General features: G+C 62.2%; 15 protein-coding genes. 11 read left to right on the plus strand and 4 right to left on the minus strand.

From position 1 onward, the window contains the following. Nucleotides 1-155 precede the first annotated feature (155 nt). From pheS to ACU4IU_RS15910, 3 genes are all read left to right on the plus strand, one after another. Entirely contained in the window at nt 156-1,199 is a 1,044-nt protein-coding gene (gene pheS, locus ACU4IU_RS15900) for a phenylalanine--tRNA ligase subunit alpha (RefSeq protein WP_446657264.1), read from the plus strand. A gap of 1 nt (nt 1,200) precedes the next feature. Beyond that, nucleotides 1,201-3,786 carry a phenylalanine--tRNA ligase subunit beta gene (gene pheT, locus ACU4IU_RS15905; RefSeq protein WP_446657265.1) on the plus strand — a complete coding sequence of 862 codons (2,586 nt, stop codon included), beginning with the start codon at nt 1,201-1,203 and terminating at the stop codon, nt 3,784-3,786. A 179-nt stretch (nt 3,787-3,965) separates the two neighbouring features. Continuing rightward, entirely contained in the window at nt 3,966-4,847 is an 882-nt protein-coding gene (locus ACU4IU_RS15910) for an SDR family NAD(P)-dependent oxidoreductase (protein WP_172174519.1), read from the plus strand. A gap of 75 nt (nt 4,848-4,922) precedes the next feature. Here the strand turns inward: ACU4IU_RS15910 and ACU4IU_RS15915 are convergent, their stop codons facing one another. Further along, nucleotides 4,923-5,105: a hypothetical protein gene (locus ACU4IU_RS15915; protein WP_172174522.1), complete on the minus strand. Its 183-nt coding sequence runs from the start codon at nt 5,103-5,105 to the stop codon at nt 4,923-4,925. A gap of 149 nt (nt 5,106-5,254) precedes the next feature. Here ACU4IU_RS15915 and pabB point away from each other — a divergent pair, with 149 nt between their 5' ends. The 3 genes from pabB (at nt 5,255) to ACU4IU_RS15930 (ending at nt 9,385) form a co-directional block, all read left to right on the plus strand. Then, nucleotides 5,255-7,681, plus strand: coding sequence for an aminodeoxychorismate synthase component I (pabB, locus tag ACU4IU_RS15920; protein WP_446657266.1), 2,427 nt, complete (start codon nt 5,255-5,257; stop codon nt 7,679-7,681). After that, nucleotides 7,678-8,448 carry an aminotransferase class IV gene (locus tag ACU4IU_RS15925; protein WP_446657267.1) on the plus strand — a complete coding sequence of 257 codons (771 nt, stop codon included), beginning with the start codon at nt 7,678-7,680 and terminating at the stop codon, nt 8,446-8,448. Before pabB ends, ACU4IU_RS15925 begins: the two co-directional genes overlap by 4 nt. 151 nt (nt 8,449-8,599) lie before the next feature. Next, on the plus strand, nt 8,600-9,385 hold the full coding sequence (locus tag ACU4IU_RS15930) for a hypothetical protein (protein WP_446657268.1): 786 nt from the start codon (nt 8,600-8,602) through the stop codon (nt 9,383-9,385). Here the strand turns inward: ACU4IU_RS15930 and ACU4IU_RS15935 are convergent. After that, nucleotides 9,369-9,737 (minus strand): hypothetical protein, encoded by a 369-nt coding sequence (locus ACU4IU_RS15935; RefSeq protein WP_446657269.1) that lies wholly within the window; start codon nt 9,735-9,737, stop codon nt 9,369-9,371. The two genes, ACU4IU_RS15930 and ACU4IU_RS15935, sit on opposite strands and share 17 nt — an antisense overlap. A gap of 314 nt (nt 9,738-10,051) precedes the next feature. On the opposite strand from ACU4IU_RS15935, the gene ACU4IU_RS15940 reads away from it, so the two are divergent. Further along, a complete protein-coding gene (locus tag ACU4IU_RS15940) occupies nt 10,052-10,594 on the plus strand; it encodes a hypothetical protein (protein WP_446657270.1) in 543 nt (180 codons plus the stop codon). Between the two features lie 111 nt (nt 10,595-10,705). Here the strand turns inward: ACU4IU_RS15940 and ACU4IU_RS15945 are convergent, their stop codons facing one another. After that, a complete protein-coding gene (locus ACU4IU_RS15945; RefSeq protein ID WP_446657271.1) occupies nt 10,706-11,398 on the minus strand; it encodes an aspartate/glutamate racemase family protein in 693 nt (230 codons plus the stop codon). Nucleotides 11,399-11,508: 110 nt separating this feature from the next. On the opposite strand from ACU4IU_RS15945, the gene ACU4IU_RS15950 reads away from it, so the two are divergent. From ACU4IU_RS15950 to dctP, 4 genes are all read left to right on the plus strand, one after another. Next, the gene (locus ACU4IU_RS15950; RefSeq protein WP_446657272.1) at nt 11,509-12,546 is read left to right on the plus strand and encodes a LysR family transcriptional regulator; all 1,038 of its coding nucleotides are present in this window, start codon (nt 11,509-11,511) and stop codon (nt 12,544-12,546) included. Beyond that, nucleotides 12,546-13,040, plus strand: a complete 495-nt coding sequence (locus tag ACU4IU_RS15955; RefSeq protein ID WP_446657273.1) for a TRAP transporter small permease — start codon at nt 12,546-12,548, stop codon at nt 13,038-13,040. Before ACU4IU_RS15950 ends, ACU4IU_RS15955 begins: the two co-directional genes overlap by 1 nt. Beyond that, entirely contained in the window at nt 13,037-14,629 is a 1,593-nt protein-coding gene (locus ACU4IU_RS15960) for a TRAP transporter large permease (protein WP_446657274.1), read from the plus strand. Before ACU4IU_RS15955 ends, ACU4IU_RS15960 begins: the two co-directional genes overlap by 4 nt. A 140-nt stretch (nt 14,630-14,769) precedes the next feature. Then, nucleotides 14,770-16,047, plus strand: a complete 1,278-nt coding sequence (gene dctP / locus ACU4IU_RS15965; RefSeq protein ID WP_446657275.1) for a TRAP transporter substrate-binding protein DctP — start codon at nt 14,770-14,772, stop codon at nt 16,045-16,047. 112 nt (nt 16,048-16,159) lie between these two features. Here the strand turns inward: dctP and ACU4IU_RS15970 are convergent, their stop codons facing one another. Then, a complete protein-coding gene (locus tag ACU4IU_RS15970; RefSeq protein WP_259358677.1) occupies nt 16,160-16,795 on the minus strand; it encodes a class II aldolase/adducin family protein in 636 nt (211 codons plus the stop codon). Between the last annotated feature and the right edge of the window lie 9 nt (nt 16,796-16,804).

The raw sequence follows: 16,804 nt of genomic DNA on the forward strand, positions 1-16,804 counted from the left end.
ACCGTGGGGCCGCCTCGGCGAAGGGAACGCCCACCGAGGTGGCCCACCCACCCAGCGGACGCCGCCCCAGGTCCCGACAGGAGAGACGATAGACTGGCACGCGAAGAAGAATGACGTCCCCACAGCTACGGGCAAGTACGGACAAAAGGACATTGATGACAGACCAACTCGACCCCTTGGACGAGTCGGCCGTGAAGCAGGCCGTCGACGCGGCACTCAAGGCTTTCACGGATGCGACGACTCTCGACGAGCTCAAGCAGGCGAAGATCGACCACACCGGTGACAAAGCCCCGCTGGCGCTCGCCAACCGAGCCATCGGCTCACTCGACAAGGCCGATAAGGCCGCTGCCGGCAAGATCGTCGGCAAGTCCAGGGGACAGGTCAAGCAGGCCCACGACGCACGCCTGGCCGAGCTCGAAGCCGAACGCGATGCCGCCGTGCTCATCGAAGAGGCCATCGACGTCACCCTGCCCACCGATCGTCGCCGCCGCGGCGCTCGCCACCCTCTGTCCCTGATCCAGGAACAGGCCGCGGACTACTTCGTCGGCCTCGGCTGGGAAGTCGCCGAAGGCCCCGAAATCGAGTCCGAGTGGCTGAACTTCGATGCGCTCAACTTCGGCCCTGACCATCCGGCCCGCCAGATGCAGGACACGTTCTTCGTCGACCCTGCCGATGCCGGCCTGGTCCTGCGCACCCACACCTCACCGGTACAGTCCCGCTCCCTTCTTGAGCGCGGCGTGCCGCTTTACGTCGTGTGCCCAGGCAAGACCTTCCGCACCGATGAGCTCGACGCCACCCACACCCCGGTCTTCCACCAGATCGAAGGCATCGCCATCGACAAGGGCCTGACCATGGCTAACCTGCAGGGCACCCTCGACGGCTTCGCCCGCGAGATGTTCGGCCCGGAGTCGAAGACCCGCCTGCGCCCGAGCTTCTTCCCGTTCACCGAACCGAGCGCGGAGATGGACTTCTGGTTCCCCAACAAGGTCGGCGGCCCCGGCTGGATCGAATGGGGCGGCTGCGGAATGGTCCACCCCAACGTGCTGCGCGCCGCCGGCATCGACCCCGACGTCTACCAGGGCTTCGCCTTCGGCATGGGCATCGAACGCACCCTGATGCTGCGCGAGGGAATCAACGATATGCACGACATGGTCGAAGGCGATGTGCGCTTCTCGGCCCGTTTCGGAATGAAGGCTTGATATGCGCGTCCCACTGAACTGGCTGGCGGACTATGTCGATCTCCCAGCCGAGACCGATCCCCATGCCCTCGCCGCCGAATTCGCGGCCGTCGGACTCGAGGAAGAGGACTTCTTCGGACCCGAGATCACCGGTCCCCTCGTCGTCGGTCGTGTGCTCGAACTCGTCAAAGAAGAGCACTCGAACGGCAAGACGGTCAACTGGTGCCGCGTCGACGTCGGACCCGAACACAACGAGGATCTCGACGACCCGAAGGACCCTCAGCCCGGACCCGAGGTGCCCAGCCGCGGCATCATCTGCGGTGCCCACAACTTCGTGCCCGGCGACTTCATCGTCGCCTGCCTGCCCGGAGCCGTCCTGCCCGGCGACTTCGCGATTGCGGCTCGGAAGACCTACGGTCACAAGTCCGACGGCATGATCTGCTCGGCCAAGGAGCTCGGCCTCGGCGAGGATCACTCCGGCATCATCGTGCTGTCGGATCTGGGATTGTCCGGTGAGCCTGGCGATGACGCAATCGCGCTGCTCGGCCTCGATCAGGTCACCCTCGACGTCAACGTCACCCCCGACCGCGGCTACCAGCTGTCGATGCGGGGCATCGGACGCGAATACGCGCAGATGAAGGGTCAGACCTTCACCGATATCGGATCCGCCGAGGTGGCTCCCACCAACGCTGCCACCGACGATGGATTCCCGGTTGCGATCGAGGACAACAACCCCATCAACGAGGTGGCCGGCTGTGACCAGTTCACTGCCTTGCAGGTCACCGGGCTTGATCCTCAGGCGAAGACTCCGTTCTGGATGCAGCGTCGTCTGCAGCAGGCGGGCATGCGCCCGATCAGTTTGACCGTGGATGTCACGAACTACGTCATGCTCGAACTCGGCCAGCCTCTGCATGCCTACGACACTTCGCTGCTTGGCGACGAGATCGTCGTGCGCCGTGCGAGTGCGGGGGAGAAGTTCACAACGCTGGATGATGTCGAGCGCAAGCTCGATCCCGAGGATCTGCTCATCACCGACCGCGGGGACGGGCCCCGCGGAAAGGGCGGGAAGATCATCGGTCTGGCCGGCGTCATGGGCGGCGCCGACGTCGAGGTCAACGACCAGACGACCGACGTCGTCATCGAGGCTGCTCACTTCGACCCGATCTCGATTGCTCGCACCTCGCGTCGCCACAAGCTGTCTTCGGAGGCCTCGCGTCGTTTCGAACGCGGAGTCGACCCGAAGCTTGCGCCAGTGGCGGCTCGTCGCTGCGCGGACCTGCTCGTCGAACTCGCTGGCGGCACGCTCAGCCCTGCGACCACCCAGGTCGGGCAGGCTCCGGAGCCGACGGTGCTCGATCTCAAGGTCGCTCGTGTCGCCTCGCTGGTCGGTGTCGATTACACCGTCGCCGAGGTGACCTTACTTCTTGAGGGCATCGGCGCAACAGTGTCGACTAAGGATGAGGAGACCGTGTCGGTGACCGTGCCCAGCTGGCGCACGGACATCACCGACGACGTCGACCTCATCGAGGAAGTCGCCCGCACTGGCGGCTACGACCGTATTCCGTCCGTTCAGCCCGCCGCTCGGGCCGGCAACGGCCTGACAGTCGCGCAGAAGACGCGTCGCCGGATCTCGAATCTGCTGGCCGCCGACGGGTTCACCGAGGTGCTGTCGTACCCGTTCACGAACGACAAGCGCGATGACCAGCTGCGGCTCGAGGCCGATGATGTGCGTCGCAAGCACGTTCGCCTGGCCAACCCGATGTCCGAAGACCTGCCGCTCATGCGCACCAACCTGCTCTCGACACTCGTCGACCTCGTGGTTCGCAACCAGGGCCGCGGGGCGAAGGACGTCGCACTGTTCGAGGCCGGACTCGTGTCCACCTCGGCGGGCCTGCCTGAGGGGCCCGGACCGCGTCACCTGCCCGGATACCACCCGAGCGATGACGAGCTGGAAAAGATCTACGCATCGGTGCCGCACCAGCCCTACCACTACGCGGGCATCATCTCCGGGAATGCGGAGATGCCCGGGGTCTGGGGCAAGGGCCGCAAGGCCGAGGCCGCCGACGTCATCGACACCGTCCGCCGGATCGCTGAAACGAACGGACTCGAAGTCACCGTCGAGGCCGATCAGATCGCTCCGTGGCATCCGGGACGGGCTGCGAAGTTCCTCCTTGCCGACGGGCAGACTCTCGGCCATGCCGGCGAGCTGCACCCGAAGGTGTGCGAGAACCTCGGCCTGCCGGCACGGACCGTCGGATTCGAGATCGATCTCGATGCGCTGCTGGCTCAGGATGACCTGCGTGCCTGGGACGGTGCGCTGTCGACCTATCCGGTGTCGCGTCAGGATGTGGCGCTCATCGTCGATGCCGAGCTGCCGACTCAGACTTTGGCCGCGACGCTGCGTGAAGGTGCAGGGGAGGAGCTCGAACTGCTCGAGACCTTCGACCTCTACACCGGCGACCAGTTGCCCGAGGGCAAGAAGTCGCTGGCGTTCCGCCTGACCTTCCGCGCCCCGGATCGTACGCTCAAGGCCGATGAGGCCTCGGCGATGCGTGAAGCGGCGACGAAATTGGCCGCCGAGCGTCACGGCGCTGAAGTCCGCAGCTGAGAACAGTGCGTAACAGAGCCCGGTCGACCGTTACAGTGGTTCGACCGGGTTCTGTTGTATTCGCTCCGAGCATCGCAGCAGCGAGCACGCGAGCAACCGAACGCGCGGGCGTGAGCACCTGTTCCGCGCACCTGGACAACTGACCACCCGCACCCGACCAACACCGAGGAGTCCCGATCATGTCCGAGAAGCTGCCCTACGGAACCAACATGCCCACGAACGGCGGAGCCTCTGAAGCGACAGCGGTTCCGTCCGAGACGATCGCGCTCATCACCGGCGGTGCCCGCGGAATCGGGCGTCACCTGTCGGAGGCGTTCGCGAAGGCCGGGTATGACGTGATCGTCACGGCCACCTCGGCGGAGAAGGCGGAAGCTGCGGCTGAAGAGATCGCTGAATCGACCGGGGGAACGGTGACCGGTGTCGGTCTGCGCACTGATGACATCACTGTGGTGAACCAGCTGCGTGACTCTGTCGCTGAACTCGAGAAATCGACGGGGAAGCGTCTGCAGGTGCTCATCAATAATGCCGGGCGCATCGAGTCGACCGAAGGGCCACTGTGGGATGCCGATCCGGAGAGCCTCAAGGGCGTCGTCGACGCTAACGTCACCGGGGTTGCGCTCATGATTAATGTCTTTGCACCCGTTCTGATGGCGGGCGCCGAGGCGACCGGACGTCCCAGCAGGATCATCGACCTCAACTCGGGATCGGGAGCGCAGGGGACTCCCGCGTACGCCGTGTATTCGGCGTCGAAAGCGGCACTGTTCCGCATCGCCGATTCGGTTGTTCACTTTGGTCACGACAAGGGGCTGCGCATCTTCGAAATGGCACCCGGTGTCGTCGAGACCGCGATGACGAAGTCAATGCCTGTCCACGACTTCCGTCAGGGCGATGACTGGACCTCGCCCGAACAGGTCACGGGTCTCGCCTTGGCTCTGGCCTCGGGGACACTAGATGCGTTCACCGGGCGGTACGTCCGTGCGGGCGCGGACTCGGAGGAGTCCCTGATCGCCGAGGCGGCCGGTGGATTAGAAGATTCGACCCGCCGGCTCGTACTTGGCTGACCACGTCGCAAGGTGCTGACGAGCACGCGACTCAAGCGAGGATCTCGATTGAGCCGCGTGCTCATCAAAGCCCGTTCATCGTCGGTCCCGCCTCTGGCGGTTGCGGAGAATCGGAATCATCAGAACGAGTGCGCCGATGATGAGCAGCAGTGCCCACAGCGGGTACGGACCGCTGTTCGAATCCGCAAGGAATGCCAAGTTCACGATCAGCCCGATGCCGACAAGAATCCACGCAGTCAATTTCAACGCTGTGAACACCGACGTCCTCCTGTCTCATTGAGTGTGATCGTGAGCGACGCTACCAGCTGCGCTTGTCTGTCGAATACGATTGTTCCTGCCTCACTTCCACGACGCACGGACGATTGGATTCGTTGAGGTGCCACACCGCTGCGTATGAGGAGGCAGGCGTGATCCGCACTCTGCTCATCGACAATGCTGATTCGTTCACGCTCAACCTCTTTCACCTCCTTGCCGAGGTAAACGAGTGTGCGCCGACGCTCGTGCCCAACGACTGGGAAGAATTCGAGCTGAGCGTGCTCGACGAGTTCGACAATGTCGTCATCTCCCCGGGACCGGGAACTTCGGAACGGCCGGCCGACTTCGGCATCTGCGCCGAGGTGATCGAACATTCCCCGATCCCGGTGCTCGGCGTGTGCCTCGGCCATCAGGGGATCGCTCATGTGCACGGAGGAGGCGTGGTGCACGCTCCGGAGCCTCGACACGGTCGGGTCTCTCAGATCAGTCACACCGGCAACGAGCTGTTCGCCGGTATCCCCTCGCCGTTTTCGGCGGTGCGTTACCACTCCCTCGCAGTGACCGACTTGCCCGATAGTTTGGAGGCAACAGCGTGGTCCGAAGACGGAGTCATCCAGGCGCTGCGGCATCGGTCCAGGCCACAATGGGGAGTCCAGTTCCACCCAGAATCGATCGCGTCCGATCAGGCACGGACGCTGCTGAAGAACTTCGCTGAGTTGACTGAGGCGTGGAACCGCCGCGGTCAGCACGAGAATGACCTGCCGGCTACGGAGGATTGGGTTGGCAAGGATTTGGCCTCCGGTTCCGACGTCCCCGCGGGGACGAGCGGAGTACTCGATCCGTCCCAAAGGACCACCAGTCTTTCTAACCCTCGACACCATTACATTCTCGACTCCGATGTGCTCCCACAAAAGGTCTCCAACGAACGTCTCTTCGCCGAGCTCTTCGGTGATGAACCCGAGGCCGTCTGGCTCGACGGCAACCTACCTGACAATGACTCGTCACGGTTTTCAATCATGGGTGCGCCGTCCGGTCCGCTGAGCAAAGTAGCGACTGCCTCTGTGTCGGAAGGGACTGTCGAAGTCCGCTCAGCCGGTGGCGAATCAAAGAGCTTCATTCAGTCGTCCGGGTTCTTCGACTGGCTCGATGGTGAGTTCGCTGGCACGACTGTCTCAGTGTCAGGCACAGGAGTTGAACCGCCCAGCGCCGGATCCGAAATCCCCTACATACGGGCGGACAGCCAAGACCTGCCGTTCGAGTTCCGGCTTGGGTGGGTCGGTTACCTCGGCTACGAGCTCAAGGCCGAGGTCGGCTCACCGAATCGGCACGAATCCGACTTGCCTGACGCCGTCATGATGTTCTTGGACCGCGCGTTGGTCATCGATCACGACACCGAGCGCATCCACCTTCTGGCGCTGCGTCGCGCCGATGACTCAGACGGCCAAGCAGCTAACCAGGTCTGGCTCGACCACACACGCACGCGGATCGCATCGGTCCCCGCCGATGAGGTCACTGGCGCTCACAAACCGAACACCACCTCGGCGAAGGTGGACACCACAGACCCAGCGAAACGCCGCAATCCAAATCTCGTGGCACGACACAGTCGGGACGAGTACCTCGACCTCATCTACCAAGTGCAAGGGAAGATCACCGATGGCGAGACCTACGAAGTCTGCCTGACGAACATGCTCGAAGGCACCGCCGACCCGCACGAAACTCCGCTAGAAATGTACCTGCGGCTGCGCGCGGACAACCCGACGCCGTTCGGGGCGTTCATCCGCACGCGTGAGGCGGCGATTCTCAGCACCTCACCTGAGCGATTTCTGAGGATTGGCGCAGACGGCCGAGTGGAGTCTAAGCCGATCAAGGGTACTCGGCCCAGGGGAGCGAACCCGGCCGAGGACGAGGCGATCAAGGCTGAGTTGGCCGCCTCGGTGAAGGATCGGTCGGAAAATCTCATGATCGTCGATCTCGTCCGGCACGACCTCGGGAGCACGGCCGAGCTGGGATCGGTGCAGGTGGACACGCTGTTCGGGATCGAATCCTATGCGACGGTGCATCAGATGGTCTCGACGGTGAGTTCACGCTTGGCAAAGGACGCCAGTCCGGTGGCGTGTGTGCGGGCGGCGTTCCCACCGGGGTCGATGACCGGGGCGCCGAAGCTGCGGACGATGGCGATCATCGATGAGCTCGAGGCCGCCGCGCGTGGGGTGTACAGCGGCGCGGTCGGGTACTTCTCGTTCGGCGGTGCCGTCGATCTCAGCGTCGTCATTCGCACGCTCGTCGTCCACGGTGAGAAGGTGAGGTACGGGGTCGGCGGAGCGATCGTCGCACTCTCGGACTCCGACGAGGAGTACGCGGAAACCGTGGTGAAAGCAGCCCCGGTGCTGAGGTTGCTCGGCTCTGCGGACTTCCCGGGCAAGGACACCGTTCATACGGATGTTCTGTCCGCGCGGGGGACGTGCATCCGTTCGACTGAGCAGTTCGGCGAAGTTGACTTCCAGACCATGATTCCCGCCGAGGAGGTCGGACCGGCTGATACCGTTGTGGCCGAATATTCGGGCGGAGTCGAGCGATGAACGTGTGGCTGTGGAATCAACGGGAAAGCCGTTTCCAAGAGCCAATGGCGGACATCAGCTCATCGACGCTGATGGCTGCCGATTCGTGGTTTGTTGAAGACGGTCGGGCACGAGCGTTCGACCGCCATCGGGCACGGTTCGGTGATGCTGCTGCTCAGGTAGGGATGGGTAGCGCGATCACCAAGGGTTTCTGGGCGGCAGTGGTCGAGAAGATCCCGGCGACGGGGGAGTGGTTCCCACGCGTGGACGTCCTCGAGGATCCCTCAGGAGCTGAGCGGTTGCTGGCATTTCGCCTGCGGCCGGCACCTTCGCGGACTCGTGAGTTGCGGGTTCTCGTCCCGTCACATTCCGACCCGCGCACTACTCCGTGCCGCAAAGGTCCGGACATTGCCTTGCTTGAGCGTGTGAGGGCGGATGCCCGCGAGCAGTTCGGCTGTGACGAGGTATTGCTCATCAATGAGGATGGGTACGTAATCGAGGGAGCGACGACGAGCCTGCTGTGGTGGGACGAAGAGACACTTTGTACACCGGATCCGGAGATGGGTGCGTTGCCGGGTGTCACCTCGGCGGTGATCCTCGAGGAGGCGCGCACTCGGTCGATTCCGATCGAGTTGCGGCGAGTGCGGCCCGAGGGGCTTGTCGGGCACGAGGTGTGGCTCGTCAACGCGCTCCACGGGATTCGACGAGTGAGCGAATTCGTTGACGGGCGCGGCTTTCACGACAGCGTGCAGCGCGGCGACGAGTCGGACCAGGCTTGGGCTAGGTAGGCATAGAGGCGTGCCCCATTCGGATGCGGTCCGGCTCAGCCGTTGGCGTGAATGGTTGGAAACGATTAGGGTCGCTCCGGGCATGTGAAAACTGACAAGTATGTCTGTCTTAACGGATGGCAAGCTCGTTTGCATTGTTGGAGGGACTTCTGTGACCGAAGATTCGAGGGTTGTCGCGACCACCAGTTACACCGGCAGCGCATTCGACCACGAGTACTCGGTGATAGCCAAACATACTCCGTGGAAGACGACGGTCACAGCGGTCTCTATCGACGATGTCGAGTATCCGATCGGTCGACTATCTACGGCAGGCTCCGAGGGTGAGCCTGAGGTAGCCGTCCGTGCGAGTGGATGGCTGAAGACTCGGCTCAAAGTTCATCGGCGGACCGAGATCGGATCGATGCCTTCGCGGGAAGAAATTCACGTGACGAGTGCGGCGATGGGTGGTGCCGGTGAGGTCGAGGTCCGGAAAGATCTCGATGTTGTGCCATTGCTGCCCGAGGCCGGCAGTCGTTCAGAGGCGCGTGAGCGTCGACGGGCGGCGCATCCGGAGCGATATGCGCTTGTCTCTGGGGTGACGACCCTGGTGCGGTTGCTTCTCCCGCTGCTCGGGCTGGGCGCCTTGCTTGCTTGGTTGTTCGACACGATTGCACGATGGATGAAGGACCATTTGTGGCCGTGGTTTGAGCCGATCGCTCACTGGTTGCAGTCGGTGCTGGCTCCGGTGGGTGAGTTTTTCGAGTGGCTGTTCAATCTGCTGTTCGGGTGGATCCCGGACATATCCCTGGGAGTTCCGGACTGGGTGATGACCACCTTGCGTATTGGGCTGCTTGTCCTGCTCGCCTACTTCGCGAGTCGCAGCAACCTCAAGCGCCGTCAGAGGAAGCTCGAAGAGGCTCGGATACCGCAATCAGTGGAACCTAACGAACCTGAATGATGATGGCGGCGATGGCAGCGGCGAGGGCGAGGCAGATGCCAAGTGAGAGTAAGCCCTTCCACCACCAGCGCATGTTCTTGATCAGGCCGACCAGCGACGTCACGATCAGACCGAGGATGAGCCACCCTAAAGTCACTGGCAGGCCGATGAGGAATCCGAGGAACTCAACTCCTTGTCGGTCGGTTTCAAAGCAGCCGAAGCCCGCACCTTGGCAGGGATTGCCGACCGCCGTGTCGGACGCCAGTAGCCACGTGATGAAGAAGGCGATGAAAGCGACGAACCACACGCCGAAGACGATCAATGGTGGGCCCCACCGATCGATTCCCGATCTCGGCGAGATCTGAGTTGTCATGAGCTGACTGTAGTCTGGGAAATGCCACATCAAAAGCCCCAGTCAGCCTGGTGATAAAAACACGAGACGGCGTGAAGCGGTGCCCATGATTCCGATAGCAGTTACGCCAGTTCGGTAGCCGAAATCCCAATATACGGACTGAAGTACTGGAGATACGAACTCTACAAGTAGTCTGCACTGTATCTGGCACATCGAAAGCTCATTATAGACATGCCTCACTCTTTGGAGTGTGGACGATTGTGAATGCGACTACGGTGCATGTCATTCTTGATGCATTTAAATTGTTACTTCGAGATTCGCGGAGAGTGGTTTAATTGGGGAATCTGGCAGAGTGGGTGTCTGCGCTCGGCGCGATTGGTGCGTTGATTGCTGCGATTTGGGCAGCGGCTACTTCCGGGAAACTGTTTCGAATCGAGTCATCTCGGGATAAACATGCGTCTGAACGAATGGAGAAGGAACAGGCCAGTGGCATAGCGTCGTGGTGTGTAAAAATAATCCAAAAGGCAGACGGCGATTCGACTGCGGCGAACGGTATTCAAGTTCACAACAGTACCGACTCGCCGGTGTATTACGTTGAAGTCTGGAGCACCTACTCAGTGTCGAAAGACTCAGCACCTGTGCAGAAGAAGCCGCTAAGGATGGATGTCTTGCCGCCCGGAGACTTTGTGTCAGAAGAACACAAAACCTACCATTGGGGATTCCCGAATCAAAAGGAAGATGTAAAAGGACTGGTTCGTCCTATTACTAAGAATTCCAATTGGCGTGTAATTGAAGTCAGGTTCACTGATTCTTATGGCGTGAGATGGGCGCGTAATGACGTTGGTCTGTGGAAGGTATCCCATCAGCCGGGTGTTTGAATCAATTTCTGTTCCGACTGGTCTCGAAGGCAGGAGCGTGTTAAGTCTGAATGCCTTCACGCATTCGAATTCACCGATATCGCTTGCAGCTAATTAGCTGATTATTGTGTATTAGCGGGCCAGCATCCACTCCACGATTGCTGCGACATGCGCATCGACGGAATCGATGGCCGGCAGGGGAGCGGTCTCTGGTGGGACCAACAGGCCGATTTCAGTGCAAGACAGGGTCACCGCGTCGGCGCCGCGGGCCTTGAGATCGTTCATGATTTCGACGTACCGGGCACGCGACTTGTCCGTGAAGACTCCTTGGGTGAGTTCGTCCCAGATGATCTGATCTACCTCAAGGCACGTCGCCTCGTCCGGAACCAAAGTCCTGATGCCCTGCGCCTCGAGGCGACCAGTGTAAAAATCCTCGAGCATTGTCCATCGGGTACCAAGCACAGCCAGCGTTGAATAGCCTCGGCGCTTCGCCATTGTCGCGATCGAATCGACCATGTGTATAAGGGGCGCGTCGACCTGCGCCTCGATCGCTGGGGCGCACTTGTGCATGAGATTCGTGGCAATCGCGACAGCCTCGGCGCCTCCATCGACCAAACGCTGTGCCGTCGAGACGAGCGATGCATCACTGCCAGCCCAGTCGTTGGCCTCCTGCAGCTCCCGGATATCTGCGAAGTCGCATGAGTCGAGTAGGATCTGCGCAGAATGATGACCGCCGAGCTGCTTAGCCACGGCATCATTGATCTTCGTGTAGTACTCGATGCTCGAATGCCAACTCATTCCACCCAACAGACCGATCCTACGCATACTCCAACTCCTCGATTCGGCAATGACTTCAACGCGACTACTTCCAGTGTGGTGCGCATCATCTGCCTCCGGTAGACCCAGTTCGCTCTGCTCTGGCATAAGCTGGACTTATGGCAACTGTCTTCGAGCAGGCTCTCGACCTCGGTGAGCCCAAACGCCTCCTCATCTTCGGCGCCATCGCCGAATCCGGCAGCATCGGTGCCGCCGCCCGTGAACTCGGCTGGTCCCAACCAGCGCTGTCCCAGCACATGAACGCCCTGGAAAAGGACCTCGGCGTCACCCTCTTCGACCGCACGCCACGCGGCATCCGACTCACCACTGCCGGCCAACTCGCCCGCATCCGTGCCAATGAGGTGGCCGCCTCGATGACGGGATTGCGCAGTGACCTTGCGAAAGCCTTCGGACTCGGCGGACGCAATGTCCGGCTCGCCGGATTCCCCAGCTTCGTCATCGGCCCACTGGCTGCGGCGCTCGGCCGGTTAGAGGCAAACGCGGGCACGCAGACGGACTCACCACTTCACCACTCCTACGAAGTCTCCGAGGCCGAGCCGCCCGAAGCGCTGCGTCTGCTCGACGACGGGGCCATCGATATCGCCTTCCTCTTCCACCATGAAGACGAAGCCCCACCCGAGCTGGCCGGACACATGACCGTCGATCTCGGTGCCGACCACCTCGACCTGCTCGTACCCGAACGGTGGAACCGAGCCGGACAGATCCAACACCTCAACGATGTCGCCGACCTTCCATGGATCATGGGATGCGTACGCTGCCGGTCGACCGCCGAACGTCTCTGCCGTACCGCCGGCTTCGAGCCCCGTACCCGGCACATCACCGACAATCCCGGCGCGATCCAATCACTCATCTCCAACGGACTCGGCGTCGCGCTGCTGCCTCGCAGCGCCCGCCGCTACTCCCAAATCGCGGGCATCGACCCCATCGCCCTGGAAGAAGCCGGTGCCCGTCGAGTCTCCGCGCTGATCCCCGACGGTCTGGCAGACGCCTCCGAGGTGGTTGACCTCCTCGATGCGCTGCGAGCCGCCGATACCGCCGTCGGTGGGACAGGAGCGCCTACCGGCGCCGATGCAGCAGAAGCCGCTAACGGTGCATCCGCCGCCGGCACCGCGACCGACCGTTACAGTGACTCCTGATGAGCACGTTCACCAAAGTCCTCGATAGGTGGCTGACGGTCACTACGGCCGCGGCCATCATCGTGATGATGCTCCACATCGTCACCCACGCCCTGGCCCGATCGATCTTCCACGCCCCTCTCTACGGCACCAACGAGATCGTCGAATACTGGTACCTGCCGATCGTTGCGCTCCTCGGCATCCCCGCCGCCCAGCTGCAGAAGGAACACATCACCGTCACCATGGCCATCGAGCGGGCCAAGCCAGCCACCGCTGCGGTGTTCACGGTCTTCGCGTGCCTCCTCGGCGCACTCGTGTCGATCGCCTTCGCCTGGTTCGGGCTGGGCAAAGCGCTGGAGAACACGGCGATCGGTTCGACCGCCGACGTCTCCGCCGTCATCACCTGGCCCGTGTACTACCTCGTGCCGATCGTGTTCGTTCTCCTCGCCGTGCTCTACATCCTTGACGCCGTTGCCACTCTCCTTCGCCGCGACCGGACAGGGGAGGAGCAGTGAACGCGAACACCGACCTCACCGGGACACCCCTGCCACCAGAAGACTCAAGCATTTCGAACGTCGCGGGCCCTCAACCCCCGAACACCACTGCGCTCTTCCCCACAGGCTCGCGCCGCGGACGCCCCGGCGCACTGGCCCTGACCATCGGGTTCGGACTTGTCGCAGTCTGCCTCATTGGCCTCTTCACCAGCCCAAGTGCCGCGATTGGCGGGGCCTGGTGCATCGGGATGATGCTCGTCCTCTTGTTCCTCTCTGTCCCGGTGGCCATTGCACTCTCGGTGCCGTCGATCATCGGCGTCTACGCCGTTTCCGGCATTCCGGCGACGATGAACATCCTCTCCACCGCCCCATTCAGCGCCGTCTCCGACTGGTCGATGAGCGTGCTTCCCATGTTCATCTTCATGGGCATGCTGCTCACCCAATCCGGACTCTCCGGCAAGATCTACCGCGTCGCCGACCACTGGTTTAGCTGGCTTCCCGGAGGCATCGGCATCGGCACCACCTTCGCCGGGGCGGGACTCTCCGCCGTCACCGGCTCGACCATCGGCATGACCTACGCCCTGGGCCGAGCCGGCATCCCCGAAATGCTCAAAGCCGGCTACGACCGCCGCATGGCCGTCGGCACGATCATGGTCTCCGGAATGACCGGCAACCTCATTCCACCCTCGATCCTCATGGTCGTCTACGCAGGCATCGCCTCCGTGCCGGTCGGCCCCGCCCTCATGGCCGGTGCCGTCCCCGGAATTCTGCTCGCAGTCTGCTTCGCCGCCTTCATCTTCGCCATCGGCGTCATCGCCCCGAAACTCGTCGGCCGCGGCCAGAACGCCCAGAACACAGCAGACGCAGCCGACACCACCCGCCCCGCGACCACCTGGCGCGACCGCTTCACCTCCCTGACCGGGGTCTGGGGTTTCGCGGTCATCCTCGTCGTCCTCTTCGGCGGAATGTTCTCCGGCATCTTCACCCCCACCGAGGCCGGAGCCGCCTCCGCACTCTGCTCACTCCTGCTGTGCCTGTGGGAGAAACGAGGCGAACAACCGTGGCGCAAGGTCGCGGACTCGGCCATGGATACGGTGGCGGCCACCTCGGCGATCTTCTTCATCATGATCGGCGCGACCATGCTCACGAGCCTGCTCGCCATCACCGGACTCGCCCCCATCCTCACCGGCCTCATCACGGACCTCGGGCTCTCGCGCATCGGATTTCTGCTCGTCCTCATCGTCCTCTACATCGTCATGGGCATGTTCTTCGACACCCTGTCGATGATGCTGCTGACCATCCCGATCCTCCTGCCCACCCTCGAGACGATGGGCGTGAGCCCGCTGTGGTTCGGGGTCTTCGTCGTCCTCCTCGGCGAGTTCGCCATGGTCACCCCGCCGGTCGGCATCATTCCCTACATCGTCCACTCGATCGCGAAGAACCCCGAGGTCAACCTCGGTGCCACGGTCACGCTGCGCGACATCTTCATCTCGCTACTGTGGTTCCTGCCCGTCGTCGTCATCTTCCTCATTCTCATGGTCGCCGTGCCCGGAATGACCGAATGGCTGCCCGACCTCATCAGCCGCACCAGCGGGGGAATGTCCGGATAACCCTCGCCGAGGCGGCCCGTCCACCCGTGCCCTGTGTCGTTTGGGTGGCTGCCGCAGGGTGTGAGCGGACTCATGGTTAGGGTCACCTCATTCAGGCATATGATTGGAGGGAATTCTCAGCCTTCGTTCAAAGGAGTCCCATGAAGCGCATCCGCACGGCAGCACGTCCTGCTCAGGTCATTGCGGCGGTCGCATCGCTGGCACTGTTGGCCGGATGTGCCGGATCAGTCGGTGGCGACGGCTCGGGTTCCGGGGACTCTGCGGGGGAGGGCTTCGCCTACGACGCTTCCCAGGACGAGATTGATGAGGCACTGGCCGACCTTGACCCGGTGACGATCAAGTTCCAGCCGTCGGCGATGTCGGAGAAGTCGATCCTCGCGCCGAACGGCCTCGATGTGAAGAAGGCTATCGAGGAGCGCTCCGGCGGAAAGATCACCGTCGACATCGTGTGGGGACAGGCGATCGCCAGCTACGAAGACGTCGATGACGCTCTGGCCGATGGCCGCGTCGACCTTGCTTTCACTCTGCCGTCGTACACCCCGGCCGAGTACCCAGCCTTCGACGCGATCGGCACAGCCATGTCGACGCTGCCGTCTTCGCCGGTAGCCAGTGACCTGGCGGCGAATGCGGCCGGTGTGCAGGCCGCGTGGGAGACGCCCGAGGTGCTTGAGGAATTCGAGAAGAAGAACCTTGTTCCGCTCATTCCGATGCTCGCCGCCGGTGGGTATTCGACGATGTGCTCGAAGCCGATGACTTCGCTGGAGGACTGGAAGGGTAAGCAGGTGCGCGTCGGTTCGGCCGCCGCCGGCAAGCAGGTGGCCGATCTGGGTGCGACTCCGGTGTCGTTGTCGTTCCCGGAGACCTATGAGGCGTTGCAGCGCGGAACCGTCGATTGCGATCTTGGTCAGCTGGCGCCGAATGTGGAGGCCGGCACCTTCGAGGTGGCCCCGAACATCGGTGTCGCCTCGGATGCGGGTATTGCTCGGTCGGCCGGTGCGATCACGGCGGGCAAGAAGTATTCGGAGCTGCCAGTTGCTTACCAGCAGGTCATCTTCGACTCGATGTCGACGACGTTCTCCACAATGATGGAGGTCGTCATCGGCGCGAAGGCGCAGGCCGTTGAGCAGGCGAAAGACAAAGACGGCAAGGTTGAGCCGTTCGATGATGACGTGCAGAAGCAGATGGCGAAGTACGCGAAGTCCCTGTCGGGCAAGACCGCAGAGAAGGCAGGTGTCACCGATGCACCGAAGACGTTGGACACCGCTGGAACCGAATGGGCGAAGTCCGTGTCCGAGCTGGGCTACGACGACAAGGGCGACTTCGCCTCACTCGACGCGTGGTACCCGGAGGACGCTTCGTACGACAAGCTCGGTGACGAGCTGTTCGCGAAGGTCATGGCTGAGCATCGGCCTGAGTGATTTGTAGAGCATAGAGTTCGACGGCCCGGTTCATGAGTTTGAGCCGGGCCGGTTCGTATTCGATGGCTTAGTTTTCAGTCTGCTTCGAATCATGGTTGAGTGCGGCCACAGGTCATGCGTGGTGCAACATTTCCCACTGGTCTCGTGGAAATTCAGTTTCGGTATCTCCGAGGAGTAGTGCGCGATAGGTCGCCTCCGCAGCCTGCTCCATATTGACGGCCCTGCGGTACGCCATCTCGATGTCGGGTCCAATCGCCGACGAACCGTGATTTCCCATAATGATGCAATTGTGGGTGCCTGCCTGTTCTGCGGCGGTGTCTGCTAGCTCATCTGACCCGTTCGGATAGAAGTCAGTTCTACCTATCGACTTCACATAGAAGGCGTGGTCGAGTGTGAATAGTCGGACCTTGTGTCCAAGAGCATCTAGCAGCACCGCATACTGTGGGTGAAGATGGATTATGCAATTGACATCTGGCCGTGCTTCGTAAGTTCTTTGGTGAAGTTTCCACTCAGAAGACGGTCGCACTGCGGACGCTCTGCTAGTGGGATTCCCTGCTAAGTCAACGGTTGCATACGAGTCGACAGTCAGTTTGTCGAGGAAGGTTCCTGCGCCGGTGACTGCGAATTCGTCGGCGCCGGGCACTCGAACCGAGAGATTGCCACCGCTCGCAAGTGCGAGTCCTTTCTGGACCGCGTTCAGACCGACTTGGCTGAGTTCGGTGACGAGTTCGAACAGCTGTTCGTTCATGGGTGTACT

It is taken from the genome of Brevibacterium sp. CSND-B09 (assembly GCF_052906525.1).

Bases quoted from the DNA above. Each gene is read 5' to 3' on its own strand.
- pheT (WP_446657265.1), top strand. From the start codon at position 1,201: ATGCGCGTCCCACTGAACTGGCTGGCGGACTATGTCGATCTCCCAGCC.
- ACU4IU_RS15950 (WP_446657272.1), top strand. From the start codon at position 11,509: ATGGCAACTGTCTTCGAGCAGGCTCTCGACCTCGGTGAGCCCAAACGC.
- ACU4IU_RS15935 (WP_446657269.1), bottom strand. From the start codon at position 9,737: ATGACAACTCAGATCTCGCCGAGATCGGGAATCGATCGGTGGGGCCCA.
- ACU4IU_RS15910 (WP_172174519.1), top strand. From the start codon at position 3,966: ATGTCCGAGAAGCTGCCCTACGGAACCAACATGCCCACGAACGGCGGA.
- ACU4IU_RS15945 (WP_446657271.1), bottom strand. From the start codon at position 11,398: ATGCGTAGGATCGGTCTGTTGGGTGGAATGAGTTGGCATTCGAGCATC.
- ACU4IU_RS15925 (WP_446657267.1), top strand. From the start codon at position 7,678: ATGAACGTGTGGCTGTGGAATCAACGGGAAAGCCGTTTCCAAGAGCCA.
- dctP (WP_446657275.1), top strand. From the start codon at position 14,770: ATGAAGCGCATCCGCACGGCAGCACGTCCTGCTCAGGTCATTGCGGCG.
- ACU4IU_RS15955 (WP_446657273.1), top strand. From the start codon at position 12,546: ATGAGCACGTTCACCAAAGTCCTCGATAGGTGGCTGACGGTCACTACG.
- pheS (WP_446657264.1), top strand. From the start codon at position 156: ATGACAGACCAACTCGACCCCTTGGACGAGTCGGCCGTGAAGCAGGCC.
- ACU4IU_RS15970 (WP_259358677.1), bottom strand. From the start codon at position 16,795: ATGAACGAACAGCTGTTCGAACTCGTCACCGAACTCAGCCAAGTCGGT.